We start from the raw sequence: 13,819 nt of genomic DNA on the forward strand, positions 1-13,819 counted from the left end.
TCTAATTTTATATATTTTTCAATAAATAGATCGTTTTTTTATCAGTTGATAATTTTTAAAGCTTAAAATTATTTATAGCTCTAAAATTAATCATCAAAAGTTCCAATATCTGCTTGCCCAGGCAATCCATGTACTCCAGTTTGGACCTGTGCTGTGACCACCGGCATGCTGCCTAAAAGCGATTTCACCATCGGTCAAAGCGGTTCCCAATTTTGGAAATTCTGAAGTTTCTAATCCGGTTCTACCCAAAAGTTCATAGACCGGTGTTGCATGAACTCCGGCTAAAAACATTCCTTTGGCGTCTACCCACTGCCCTTCAACTAAATGCGAACCAGAACTTATAAAAACTGGTCTTGGTGCGCATAAAGCAACTAATTGATGTGCATCTACGGGTAAATCTTCAGTTTCTAATGCTGAAGCATATTTTATAAAATTTCCGCAGAACCAGTGATATTCACCAGAACTCGCTAAATTTTCTATCTGTTCTCCAAAATTTCTTCGTAGTAAAGAAGTTCCTCCTGCTCCAGCAGAGCCAAAAAATCCCAAAGAAATTCGTTCATCAAAGGCCATACTTACGATGGCTGCTTTTCCGTATCTTGAAACGCCTTCTACTGCAATTCGGTTTTCATCGATCTTAGGATTGGTTTCAAAATAATCCATTGCTCGACTTGCTCCCCAGCCCCAGGCTCTTAATGCTCCCCATTGCTCGGGCTTTCTGGGTTTCCCGTTATTTACCAAACCTATAATTCCTGAAGTTAGTCCTGCACCATTATCTGCCTGGATACTATTAGGTACCAAAATCGCGTAACCTATATTTTGTGATAATACCTGCTGCTTCCATTTTGGCTCGTAAGCTGAAGCAAAATAGCTTCCCGGTTCGCTTGCACTTCTTCCAAAGGGTGAATTTATAAATCCAAATTCCATCACCATAGGCACGGCTTCTTTTGCTCTTTTAGGAATCCCTACCAAAAGTTCGATTTTGACCTCGATCTCTGGATAAGCCGAATTATCCACAAAACCTTCTAAAAGAATTTCGGTTACAGGATAAGAATATACCGTGGTATCTTTTTCTGACACAATATTCCATGTTACTGAGGGAATATTTTCTGGTAGGCGACCATAGACTGAATTTTCAAAATCTTCGACAATTTCTGGCCTGCGAATTTCCCACCATTCTTCAGCAGTAGTGATCTTCTTTCCTTTATCACTCACCAAAACTTCAGGGAGATCGTAAGATTTCACTTTACTTTCGTCGAAATTAGCCGAATTTTCTGAAGCTGGATTCCCAGAAGGTCCCGGCCTGTTTTCAGCAGTAATTCCCAACTGCTTTTTCATTTGCACAAAGTTTTGATAGTTCAGTTTATTGATACTGTCCTGATAGGCTTTGTAATCTTGTGCTTCCGCAGAAAAACTTATCAGCAAAAAAAGAATCGCGAAAACATCGAATATCGATCTTATGTTTCTCATAATTTGTAAATTCTGAGTAAAATATCTCGGGATATTATACTCATTGACGGTGCCAATAAAAAAACCTCGAAACCAGGGGCTTGTCACGAGGTATTTTCATTTTATTGGAATTTGTAAATCTTAAATTGAAATTAGAATTCGGCATGTGTTAAAACCGAATACTAATTTTTGATATCTAATTAGGCACAGCATTATTTCCAGAAGTAGCATATAAACCTATCATGCTACCGGTAAAACCTCCCGCAACATCAGTAGATAAAATATCGCCAGAAACTGTTCCGCCAAGATTGGTAAAATCTTCTCCCTCTTTTGCAAAACTGAATTTATATTGATCACCATCTGCTTCTACTTTTAATTGCAGATCACCTTTGTAATCTATTTTCTTACTGGCCACAATGGTCTTTTTTGAATCCTCTGTACGTTGTAACAATAAATAGTAATCTTTATCTTTTTTGGTTACTCCAAAAACATAATTGAAGTTTTCATTCTGTAAACAAACGATACCGGCAAGATCTTTTTCAGATTTTGGGGTATAGTCCATCGCTGCTGAAAAAGAAAAATTATTATGCTGCTGGCGATAGAACAAAGTCGAAGTTGGCGCCAGTTCGTTAATATTGGTTTCAAGCGGATTAAGTTTTAATCCGTTTTTATCTTTTTCGATAAAATTCTCACGAGGCGCTCTAAGGCTTATCCAACGATAATCTAAAGTATCTGCAGTAAAATCTTCTTCGTAAGTGAAATTTCCGTTAGGAAAAAAGCCTTCTTCAGTGGTTTTATTCTCTACACCTTCTGGCATTTTAAGTTTTGGTTCTAAAGGTACTAATCCGTTTTCAAAAACAGGAAATTCTCCAGACCAGTCTACCGGTAAAATAAAAGTTTCTCTACCTGTATTCACTCGATTTTCTTCATTGGGTCTCACCGCAAGAAAAACTCCGTAATACTTATCATCTGGACCTTTAACCAAATCTGCATGCCCGGCCCAATCTACTTTATTTTCGCGATTTGTATTTAGATGACGTTGTGATAAAATTGGGTTATTTCCAGAAGGAATAAATGGTCCTTTTGGCGAATCACTTTTAAAGATTACTTCACTATGCCATCCACCTGTACCACCCTCAGCACACATTAGATAATAACTTCCGTCTTTTTTATACATGTGAGGTGCCTCGATCCAAATAGGTTGTTTCGCCAGGTCTACACCACCGTTTACGATCACTTTATCTGTACCAGGAATTACCTGATCTTTCTCTGTATCATATTCCCAAACTTTAATTACTCGATGTCCCTGGTAAAGTGCTTCTTCTGGCGCATCGTTATGTACCACATAAGCCGATCCATCATCATCAAAAAAAATCGAAGGATCGATGCCTTCAAAATCTAATTTTATAGGATCGCTCCATCCCTTCATAGGATCTTTTGTTTTCACTACGATATTCCCCATACCGGCAGTAATTGCCGTTGTGATCATGTAAAACGTATCGTTGTTTGGGTTATAGGTTATTCCGGGCGCATACACACCTCTACTTATCCCGGCATTGGTTACGTCTAACTGAGACGTTCTTTCTAGCACATGCCCAATTTGCTTCCAGTTTACTAAATCTTTTGAATGAAAAATAGGCACCCCAGGAAACATCGCAAAGGATGAGCAAACCATATAATAATCATCTCCCTTTCTGGTGATTGCAGGATCTGGGTATGTTCCCTGTAAAATAGGATTGTAAAACTCTCCTTCTTTTAAAGGATTTTCTTTGTAAACATCGTCATTACCCTTATAAACCACTTTAGAGAATACCGGCTCATTTTTTTTGGGTTTAGTTTCGTCGTTTTCACCATTATTTTTTCCTAAAAAGGAAAATAACGCAAGGAATAATGGCAGAATAAATAATATCTTTCTGTTCATTGTTAGGCTTATTAATTATATAATCTGATTTTGTTTAGTTTTCGAATTAATTTTTATTTCGTGAAAAGTGAAAGATCAATAGATTCGCCCATCACTTTGTAGCCTTTTTCGTTAGGATGTAAATAATCACCAGATTGCAGGTCTGGATGAATTACATTTGGCTCATCAGGATTTTCAAGGAATTTCGAGAAGTCGATCACCGCATCGAATGCGCCACTATTTCTTATCCAATCGTTCACCCTTTGGCGCGCTTCTTCTCTATAATCTTTATAATAAAATGACTTTTCAATAGGTGTGATCGTACCTCCATACACCTTTATATCTTTAGTGTGTGCTTTATCGATCATAGTTTTATAGGCTTCGATCAAGCCATTAGCCACATTAAATGCTGCTGTGCTATCTGGCGTCCCACCAAGATCATTCACGCCTTCCATAATAATTAGATACTTTACTCCACTTTGGCTTAAAATATCACGATCAAAACGATTTAATCCTGTTGGTCCTAAACCACCTCTTAACACAGCATTTCCACCGATTCCCATGTTTAGCACTCCCACGTTTTTTGTTTCTGAATGCTGAAGTAAACTCTCGGCTAAAATATCTGGCCAGCGATTTTGCTTATTGGTTCCAGAGCCACGCCCATCTGTGATAGAGTTTCCAAGAATCGCAATTGCCGAAGCATTCTCGCCTGCCATTACTTCAAGGGTATTTATTGCATACCAATGATCTGTGGTTACAGCATTTGTAAAATCTTCTTCTGCAATTTCCTGATTTCCTTCTACTAAATACGAAGTGGTTCTGGAACCAGGGTGCCCGGTAATTTTTTCGGCTGTTTCACCAAATTTAATGGTGATCGCCAACTTTGTCCTAGGATCAAATTCGAAAGTTAAAGCGTCTGAAAACACCGCTTCACCTGCCGGCATGGTAACTCCTTCCTCTCCATCGAATTTCAAAGTTTTCTTTGTAGAAATATCAATCGAAGGTTGCTCTGTGACTATTGCGATTTCTACAGCTTTCATTTCTACAGGGCGATCGCTAAACTCGTTAGAGAATTTTAGTCGGATGCTTTTTCCTCCTAAAGACGGACTAATAATTTGCCGCAATGTATTTCCTGTTAAACCCGGTGATGGAGGTACATTTCTTGGTTCAACTAGTTGCGGAGCTGTACTCCAACTCCCCACCCATTTTTGTTGATTTTCGTTATTTTTTAAAGTAGAATTAGAAGAGCCGCAGGATGCCATCAATATTAAAAATGATGCTATGATCAAGCCGATTCCAGTTCTAAATTTTAATGTTCGTAACATTCTAAATCTCTTTTTCAATTTGAAATTGTTATATCTTATTATTCTCTTCAGTTTTTACTGAAAATTTATAAATCGTTTCTGAACAAAACTCCTCTCCGGCCTGTAAAATCACTGAAGGAAAATCGGGTTGATTCGGGGAATCTGGGAAATGCTGTGTCTCAAAACAAAAACCAGAACGCTTTTCGTAATTTCCTGTTTGATTCGGGATTTTAAGACTTCCATCTAAAGAATTTCCGGTATAGAATTGCATTCCTGGCTCTGTGGTAAAAACTTCTAGAAGACGACCACTTTCAGGATCGTAAGCGCTTGCCGCAAAACTTAAATCTTTATTATTTTCTTTATTCAGAATAAAACAATGATCGTAACCACCGGCAGTTTCTAATTGTTGGTCATTTTGGTTGATTTCAATTCCAATTTTTTTCGGCTTTATAAAATCAAAAACATCATTTTCGACAGCTCGAAATTCCCCGGTTGGAATAGTTCCTGATATTGGTAAAAATGAGTCGGCATTTATTAAAACCTCGTGATCCTCGATGTTTTCATTAAAATCTGCCTTAAGATTAAAATAAGAATGTTGCGTAAGATTAATAATCGTTTCCATATCAGAAATAGCACGATAAGAAATCTTTAATTCATTGGCATCGGTGAGTTCGTAATAAACTTTCACTTTTAGATTTCCCGGAAATCCCATTTCTAAATGCGGACTATCATAACTCAAAACTACTTTAGATTCGCTTAGATGTTCTACTTCCCAAAAAACGGCATCAAAACCTCCAATACCGCCATGCAGGCAATTTTCACCTTCATTTTTATTGACCTCGAAAGTCTCTCCATTCAACCTAAAACTGGCATTTGCAATTCGGTTAGCGTATCTTCCAATTAAAGCCCCGATAAATGGATTTGGCTTTAAGTAATCTTCTTCACTAAGGTTTAGAACCACATTCCCAAACTTGCCATTTCTATCCGTAACTTCAAGATTAGTAATTCGGCCGCCATAATTAATAAGACTCAGCTTAGATCCGCCCGAATTTTCAAGGAAATAGGTTTCTATTTTTTGTTCAGTTTCAATACTCATTTTTGTGTTTTTGATTGATCATCTCTGGCTGGGTGTAGGGTTAAACTCAACCAGAGATTTATTAATCAACCGCAAAATTCATAGTTATTCTTGTTTCCAGTCATCAGTTCTAAAGGGCGATGCCGGCAAATCTTCTTCGTTATATAAATTCGCGTTTTGGGGATTATCTGCCCAAGCGTAGCGCACTGCTACGGGATACTCTACTTTTGGGCTATAGACGATCACTTTATCTCCTTCGATCTTAGCTTTTGCCCAAACAAATTTTTTATCGCTCCCGGCAATTGCAAAACCTTTTAATTCTTCAGCATTCTTAGTTTTTAAACCGCTGCCTACATGATCAAAATTCAATATGATCGAATCTTCTTTAATTTCTGAAGAAGTATACATTGGCCCGGAAGCAACTACTGAAGTTTCGCCATAAGCCACTTTTTTTGCTGAAGTTGCCAGGCGATCGCCCACCGTTTTTTTATCTAAAGGATGAATATCGTTCCACTCGCCTACATCGATGATCACTGCCATGCCGGTTTTCGATATTTTTAAGGCATCTTTTTGCGCTTCTCTAAGTCGAGCCCAATTAGAATCTGTTGGATATTCCCGCCTTTCCATAAAATTAGCCAGCTGCACAAAAAGAAACGGAAAATCTGACGAATCTTGACGCCAGTTTTCTCTCCAGCTCTCGATCATAGTTGGAAATAACTCGTTGTATTTTTTAGGCTCGCCTGTATTCGATTCTCCCTGATACCAAATAGCACCTTTAATGTTGTAATCCAGCAAAGGATGTATCATTGCGTTATAAAGTCCGGTTGGTTTCCAGCGGTAAAAAGTTTGTGATTGCAAAGCCTTTGCTGCCTTACCCACTTTATATTTCCAGGTTCCTGCAAGATGATCGATGCTATCACTTTCAAAAATGATCTGGTAATCTTTATCTTTTACAAATCCCGCACTACCTCTTTCACTAATAAGTTTTACGGCAATTGTATTTTCTCCAGCTTTTAAAAGATTGGACGGAATTACATATCTTCTTGGCGGATATTGATAAGTGGTATTCCCTACAAAAGTTCCGTTTACAAAAACCGAATCTGCATCGACCATTCTACCCATTAAAAGTGAAGCCGATTTTCCCGAAAATTGACTTTTAACCTCAAATTTCTTTCTAAACCAGATCACTCCGTTTACCTGCTCCTTTAACAATGCAGGCATTTCGATACTTTTCCAATCGCTATCGTCGATATTCGATGTTTTCCAGACATTTTTTACACCAAGATCTTCATCATTTACTGTGGTGTACCAGTGATTAATTCGGTTTTGATCTAGTTGTTCTAAACTATCGATCGTGCCTTCAGGCTTTAGTCTTTTTACTTCAGCAATAGCTTCAGGAAAATTTTTAAGCGCTTTTTCACTCATCCAGGCTTCAACAGGAGAACCTCCAAGACTCGCATCGATCAAACCTATTGGAATTTGATAGTTTTCGTAAAGATTTTTAGCAAAAAAATACGGTACAGCTGCAAAATTACCAATAGTATTTGGATGAACTGAAACCCATTTTCCATGAGAAAGATCATCTAACTTTTCAGAAATATTGTACTCTTTTGGCACCTGAAAATATCGAATTTCAGGATTATTGGCTGTCTTTATTTCTTCTGGATATTTCGGCGCTACACGAGACATGGGAAGTTCCATATTCGACTGGCCAGAACATAGCCAAACATCACCTACATAAAGAGAATCCAACTGGATATTATTTTCTCCTGAAATTTCCATTTGATAAGGACCTCCAACCGAAGGATCTTCAATAAAAATTTCCCATTTGCTACCTTTCGCATTGGTTTTGTAGGTTTTTTGCTGAAATTTTATTTCAACCGCTTCTCCTTCTGAAGCCCATCCCCAAATACGTACATTACTATTACGCTGTAAAACCATCCCGTCACTCACCAATTTTGGTAAACGAACCTGGGCTAACAGCGTATTAGTAAATAAAAAAAGTAACAGATAAAAAAAACGCATTGCTTAGTTTATTGAATCCTGAACAGCAGCATTTATGGTTTGTATCGAGCCATCTTCATTAAAAGTAAGCTCGGTCATTTTTACACTTCTTAAATAAGTTTTTCCTTCTGAAAGTGAACTATCGTGGAAAAACAGGTACCATTTTCCTTTAAACTGAACAATAGAATGGTGATTAGTCCAACCTAATACCGGTTCTAAGATCACACCCTGATAAGTAAAAGGTCCATAAGGATTATCTGAAGTAGCGTAAACAATTTTATGTGTATCTCCTGTTGAATACGACAGGTAATACGTATCATCGATCTTATGTACCCAGGCAGCTTCAAAGAATCTACGATCGTTATCACCGGTAAGAAGGTTATTCCCCTCTTTATCCAATAGTTGAATTCTCCTAGGCTCTTCACTAAAAGAGACCATATTTTTATCCAATTTCGCAATTCTTGGCTCTATTGCTTTTACACTATCTGCCGGGTATACATCTTCATCTGCAAAACTTCCGGTTTCCCATCGTTGTAACTGTCCACCCCAAATTCCGCCGAAATACATATAATATTCACCATCGGTGTCTTCGAAAACCGCAGGATCTATACTGTAAGAATTTTCAATATAATCTGGCATTGGCGTAAATGGCCCTTCTGGAGTATCTGCAACGGCCACACCAATTCTAAAAATATCGTTTTCGTCTTTTGCCGGAAAATACAGGTAATATTTACCGTCTTTCTCTGCAGCATCTGGCGCCCACATTTGGCGTGCCGCCCATTCTACATCATCTACATCTAAAACAACGCCATGATCTGTAACTTCTCCACCTGCACTATCCATAGAATAGACGTGATAATCCCTCATATTAAAGTGATTCCCAAGATCATCTTCAGGAACACCAGAATCAAAATCATGACTTGGATAAATGTATATTTTGTTATTAAATACGTGAGCTGAAGGATCTGCCGTAAAATCTTTGGTCACTAAAGGCTCAGTTTCTACTTTTCTAACATCGTTTTGAGCGGTTTCAGAAACATCAGACTTTTCTTCTGTTTTATCTTTTTCGGCTTCGTTTTTACAAGACATTAAGATCAAGCCTATTAGCATTACAGAACACAAAGAGCGCTTATTCATTTTTGATTAAAGTTTTATATTATGAGGATAAATATAGGAAAAATTACTCAATCGTATTCGTAAAATTATAAACACTTTTTATACTGTTAATCAGTTATTTAATATATTTTATACTATTTAATGTGAGCTATAAACTAAAAATAAAGGCAATCGGTTGCGTAAAATATAGAAAAGGTTAAATTTGTTAAACCGTTTGAGCCTAACTGAAGCAAAATTTGTATTTTGCTCGAATTCACAAGATTTCTATTAGAAATATATGAGGACGCAGAATATTTTCTGATTGATAAGCTGAAAGAACCAAAAAAGGATGAGCAAAAAGAAAAATAAGGTTGTTACTATTTACGACATTGCCAATGAGTTGAATTATTCTCCCAGCACTATTTCCAGAGCACTTAAAAATCACAAGAGTATTGGAAAGGATACCACAAAACAAATCCAGGAAACTGCGAAAAAACTGGGATACAGGCCAAATTCTCTAGCGGCTAGTCTTAGAAATAACAGAAGTAACAATATAGGAATTCTTATTGCCAGAATTAACAGGCCTTTCATTTCTTCTCTTATTAGCGGTGTAGAAAATTCGGCCAGAGCTGCCGGATACAACGTTCTTATTTCTCAATCTGACGATAATTACAAGAATGAAGTTGCCAATGCAAAGGCACTTTACGATAGTCGCGTTTGTGGTATTGTAGCTTCACTAAGTATGGAAACTAAAAATGCCGATCATTTTAAGCAATTCTTAGAGCAGGATATTCCTGTGGTTTTTGTAGACCGTGTACCTTCAGATCTTAATAGTTACCGAGTGATCATCGACAATTATTCAGCAGGTTATAAGGCTACCGAGCATTTAATTCAGCAAGGATGTACACGAATAGCGCATTTTGCGGGAGCACAACATCTTAATATTTATAAACTTCGGAAAAATGGTTATATCGATGCGTTAAAAGCACATGGTATAACTCCAGATAAAGAGCTACTGATTTATATGAATACCATGAGTTTTGAAGAAGGCCAGGAAGCAACTTCAAAATTACTAAATATGAAAAATCCTCCCGATGCGATCTTCTCTTCGAATGATACCGCGGCCGTGAGTGCGATCATGCAGGCTAAAAAACAGGGAGTGAAAATTCCGGAAGAACTTGCCGTAATTGGTTTTAATGACGATCCTATAGCTTCGATCGTAGAGCCAGCACTTTCTTCGATCTCACATCCCGCAATGAAAATGGGCGAGCTTTCTACCAAAAGAATTCTGGAACATGCCGATAAAAAGATCGAGCAAGGCGTTTCAGAAATCACTGTTTTAGACACCGAAGTTATAGTAAGAGCCTCCAGTTTACGAAAAAAATAAATTTAGATTTTAGAAAATAGCTGCTGAAAGCATCCAATTTGGATCGCTATCTAAAGACCAAATAATTCAGGCAGCCATAAACTTAATTTAGGGAATAAAATCACCAATGCCAGGGAAACGATCATTCCTACGAACAATGGCAATAAAGGTTTAATCACTTTTCTAATACTGGTATTTGCTACTCCTACGCCTATAAATAAAACCGATCCCACCGGCGGTGTGCATAAACCTATACATAAATTTAAGACCATTATCACCCCAAAATGAACAGGATCTACGCCTAAGGCCGTAACTACAGGTAGAAAAATTGGAGTAAAAATTAATACTGCTGGCGTCATATCCATAAAAATACCAATCACCAATAAAATAATATTGATCATGATCATCACTACGATCGGATTGTCGCTATAACCCAATAAGGCCGAAGTTACCTGCTCTGGAATATCTGCATAAGACATCACCCAGGACATCGCGATACTCAACGCAATTAGGATCATTACAAGTGCAATAGTTTCAGCCGATTTTATTAAAATTCCCTTCAATTTATCGAAACTCAGTTCTTTATAAACCATACCAAGAATTAAGCAATACACCACAGCTACAGATGAAGCTTCGGTTGCTGTAAAAATACCACCAACAATTCCACCGATAATCACCAAAAGCAACATTAAACTAGGTAAAGCATCCAAAAAGCTTTTTAAAACCTGATTCATGGAAGATCGTTTTGCAGTAGGAAAACCTTTTCGTTTCGCCCAAATTAAAGCAATGATCATTAAAATCAACCCCGTTAAAATACCAGGAATATAACCTGCCAAAAATAAAGCGCCAATACTTACGCCTCCACTTGCTAAAGAATAAATAATAAAAATATTACTAGGCGGAATTAACAATCCTGTAGTTGCAGAAGTAACATTTACCGCCACCCCATATTCTTTGGTATAACCTTCTTCTTCCATTTTAGTACTCATAAAACTACCAATTGCCGCTGCCGCTGCTCCTGCTGAACCTGCTATTGCTCCAAAAAGCATCGCTGCCACAATATTTACATGAGCCAACCCTCCCGGTAAACTTCCTACTAGAGCTTTCGCAAAGGCTATAAGTCTTTTTGCTATACCACCGCTATTCATTAAATGTCCCGCCAAAATAAAAAACGGAATAGCGAGTAACGAAAAACTATCAAGTCCTGTTACCATTCGTTGCGCTATGGTTGCCACAGCCGGCAAAGAATCGATACTAAAGAATAAGGTTATTAAAGATGCAATACCTATGCTCCATGCCACAGGAACTCGTATTCCTACCAATATCACAAAACTTAAAGCAAGTATAATTATTTCCATCTCTATCTTTTTAAATCTTTAATGAGAAATCCTATTCGGTAGAAAAGCACACAAAAACCGGTTAGTGGTAATATCAGATAGATATATCCCATGGGGATCTCTAATGCTGCTGAGGTTTGCCAAAGTTTAAATGAAACATAGATATACCGTATTCCCCCAACAATAAAAACGGCAAAAACAAATAGAATAATCACTAAGCTAACACTTACGTCCATCATCTTACCGTATTTTTTGATCAGCTTTTCTGGCCATAGATCTATCGTGATATGATCTCTTTTCCCTGAAACATAAGCTGCTCCAAGCATACTCACCCAAATAAGAAAAAATCGAGCAAGCTCTTCTGTCCAGGAACTTGGGCTATCCATAATATACCTTGCACACACTCCCCATAAAACAGTAAAAAGCATAGCACTTAGTAAAAAAACTATAAACCAGCCCAAATAAAAATCTAGTTTTTTCATGGTTGAATAGATTTTATCTCCTGGATCAATTCATATAATTCAGGATTTTCAAATTTCAAATTGGTGATTATCGCTTCACTTTCTTTTTTAAATACCTCGATATCAGGCTCAGTTACTTTTACTCCGGCTTTTTTGATCTCGGCCAAAGATTCTTTTTCTGCTTTCTCCCATAATCGGCGTTGCTCTATTGCGGCTTCCTGCGCACTTATTTTCAAGATGTTTTTTTCCTGCTCATTTAGATCTGCATAAATAATTGAGCTCATCACCAAAATATCAGGCAAAGAGCTATGTTTATCGAGACATAAATTTTTGCAGATCTCGTAATGCTTTGATGAGTAGAAACTAGGCAAATTATTTTCTGCGCCATCAACAACTCCCTGCTGCAAGGAAGTATATAATTCTCCCCAGGACACTGGTGTAGGCGAGCCACCCATTGCATTCACCAGTTTAATCGCCGTGGGACTTTGCATCACTCGAACTTTCAAACCTTTTAGATCTGAAGGTTTTGTGATTGGTGTATTTTTAGTGTAAAAACTTCGACTTCCGGCATCAAAATAGGTTAATCCATGCAGCCAGTATTTCTCGCCATCTGCTAAAAGTTCTTTCCCCAAATCACTATCATACAATGCATAACGCTGCTCTTTCGATTCAAATAAATAAGGATAGCCGAAAACCTTCAATTTTGGAGAAAAATTTTCCATCACTGCAGAAGAAACCTTTGTCATCGCCAAGCTTCCTAGCTGAAGTAATTCTAAACATTCACGCTCAGATCCTAACTGACTGCTAGGGTAAATCCTTATTTCCATTTTTCCTTCGGAATGCAAAGCCACTCTTTCTGCAAAATAAGTCATTGCTTTATGTACTGGATGGCTATTACTAAGGCTGTGCGCCAGTTTTAATTCTTTTACTGAAGAATCTTCGGTACATCCCATCATAAAAAACACTCCAAAAACAATAAGCAATTTCCTGATCATCCTCTTAGCTCTTTAACGATTTGAATGGCTGAAGCCACCTGTTCCTGCACTTTTTTATAGTCGAAGCTACCGTCTTCATTTTTGATAAAAAGTTTAGAGCCAATTCCAACACAATGCACCCCGGCTGTCATCCATTCTTTTAAGTTTTCTGCAGTTGGAGATACACCGCCCGTTGGCATAATACTCGACCAGGGTAATGGACCTTTTACCGCTTTTACGAACGACGGACCACCAACCTGTGCCCCAGGAAAGATCTTCACCACTTCGGCGCCCAGTTCTTCCGCATAACTAATTTCTGTCACTGATCCACAACCCGGCATCCAGGCTACTTTCCTACGGTTGCAGGTCTTGGCCATCTCGGCATTTATCAGTGGCGAAACAATAAAATTAGCACCTAATTGCAGGTAAAGCGCAGTGGTTCCCGCATCGATCACCGAGCCAACGCCCAGCATCATCCCGGGAAGCTCCTTGCTGGCATACTTCACCAGTTCCGCGAAAACCTCGTGAGCAAAGTCTCCGCGGTTGGTAAATTCAAATACCCTCGCACCACCTTCGTAGCAGGCCTTTAAAATTTCTTTGCAGGTGTTCACATCCTGATGATAAAACACAGGGACAATTCCCGTTTCCTTCATCTGTTTTGCTACCGCTATTCTTGAATATTGTGCCATTTGTATAAATGGTTATAAGTTATGTTGTTTTAAATCGTAAAATCCTTAATCTGGATTTACTAAACTTTGTAAAAAGCTTTCCATCTATTGTCAGATCGAGTGAATTTCAATGTTAATTGAAATTTGTATCGAGATCTCATTTCTAGAATCTAGTATCAATATTCTAAA

Annotated in this window: 11 protein-coding genes; 1 reads left to right on the forward strand and 10 read right to left on the reverse strand. The window is 37.9% G+C overall.

Annotation, left to right across the window (positions count from 1 at the left end; all coding sequences use genetic code 11):
* Window positions 1-93: 93 nt before the first annotated feature.
* The 6 genes from BM201_RS17410 to BM201_RS17435 all read right to left on the reverse strand — a co-directional run bounded on the left by BM201_RS17410 (window position 94) and on the right by BM201_RS17435 (window position 8,866).
* The gene (locus BM201_RS17410) at window positions 94-1,467 is read right to left on the reverse strand and encodes a glucuronyl esterase domain-containing protein (RefSeq protein WP_092545001.1); all 1,374 of its coding nucleotides are present in this window, start codon (window positions 1,465-1,467) and stop codon (window positions 94-96) included.
* 175 nt (window positions 1,468-1,642) lie between these two features.
* Window positions 1,643-3,367 (reverse strand): glycoside hydrolase family 43 protein, encoded by a 1,725-nt coding sequence (locus BM201_RS17415; RefSeq protein WP_092545003.1) that lies wholly within the window; start codon window positions 3,365-3,367, stop codon window positions 1,643-1,645.
* A gap of 53 nt (window positions 3,368-3,420) precedes the next feature.
* Complete coding sequence (locus BM201_RS17420) at window positions 3,421-4,671, reverse strand: SGNH/GDSL hydrolase family protein (protein ID WP_092545005.1); 1,251 nt, start codon at window positions 4,669-4,671, stop codon at window positions 3,421-3,423.
* Window positions 4,672-4,699: 28 nt separating this feature from the next.
* Entirely contained in the window at window positions 4,700-5,746 is a 1,047-nt protein-coding gene (locus tag BM201_RS17425; RefSeq protein ID WP_092545014.1) for an aldose epimerase family protein, read from the reverse strand.
* Window positions 5,747-5,830: 84 nt separating this feature from the next.
* Window positions 5,831-7,750, reverse strand: coding sequence for a sialate O-acetylesterase (locus tag BM201_RS17430; protein WP_092545016.1), 1,920 nt, complete (start codon window positions 7,748-7,750; stop codon window positions 5,831-5,833).
* Between the two features lie 3 nt (window positions 7,751-7,753).
* Window positions 7,754-8,866: a glycoside hydrolase family 43 protein gene (locus tag BM201_RS17435; protein ID WP_092545018.1), complete on the reverse strand. Its 1,113-nt coding sequence runs from the start codon at window positions 8,864-8,866 to the stop codon at window positions 7,754-7,756.
* A gap of 307 nt (window positions 8,867-9,173) precedes the next feature.
* Between BM201_RS17435 and BM201_RS17440 the strand changes: the two genes are divergently transcribed.
* Window positions 9,174-10,211: a LacI family DNA-binding transcriptional regulator gene (locus tag BM201_RS17440; protein WP_092545020.1), complete on the forward strand. Its 1,038-nt coding sequence runs from the start codon at window positions 9,174-9,176 to the stop codon at window positions 10,209-10,211.
* Between the two features lie 50 nt (window positions 10,212-10,261).
* Here the strand turns inward: BM201_RS17440 and BM201_RS17445 are convergent, their stop codons facing one another.
* From BM201_RS17445 to BM201_RS17460, 4 genes are read right to left on the reverse strand one after another with little or no spacing between them, the layout of a single operon-like run.
* Entirely contained in the window at window positions 10,262-11,548 is a 1,287-nt protein-coding gene (locus tag BM201_RS17445; protein WP_092545022.1) for a TRAP transporter large permease, read from the reverse strand.
* Between the two features lie 2 nt (window positions 11,549-11,550).
* The gene (locus tag BM201_RS17450; protein ID WP_092545024.1) at window positions 11,551-12,009 is read right to left on the reverse strand and encodes a TRAP transporter small permease; all 459 of its coding nucleotides are present in this window, start codon (window positions 12,007-12,009) and stop codon (window positions 11,551-11,553) included.
* On the reverse strand, window positions 12,006-12,983 hold the full coding sequence (locus tag BM201_RS17455) for a TRAP transporter substrate-binding protein (RefSeq protein ID WP_092545026.1): 978 nt from the start codon (window positions 12,981-12,983) through the stop codon (window positions 12,006-12,008). Before BM201_RS17455 ends, BM201_RS17450 begins: the two co-directional genes overlap by 4 nt.
* Window positions 12,980-13,651 carry a bifunctional 4-hydroxy-2-oxoglutarate aldolase/2-dehydro-3-deoxy-phosphogluconate aldolase gene (locus BM201_RS17460; RefSeq protein WP_092545028.1) on the reverse strand — a complete coding sequence of 224 codons (672 nt, stop codon included), beginning with the start codon at window positions 13,649-13,651 and terminating at the stop codon, window positions 12,980-12,982. The genes BM201_RS17455 and BM201_RS17460 overlap by 4 nt, the downstream gene beginning before the upstream one ends.
* Window positions 13,652-13,819: the final 168 nt, after the last annotated feature.

The sequence above is a fragment of the Zunongwangia mangrovi genome, assembly GCF_900112105.1.
In the GTDB taxonomy this organism is placed as follows: Bacteria; Bacteroidota; Bacteroidia; order Flavobacteriales; family Flavobacteriaceae; genus Zunongwangia; species Zunongwangia mangrovi.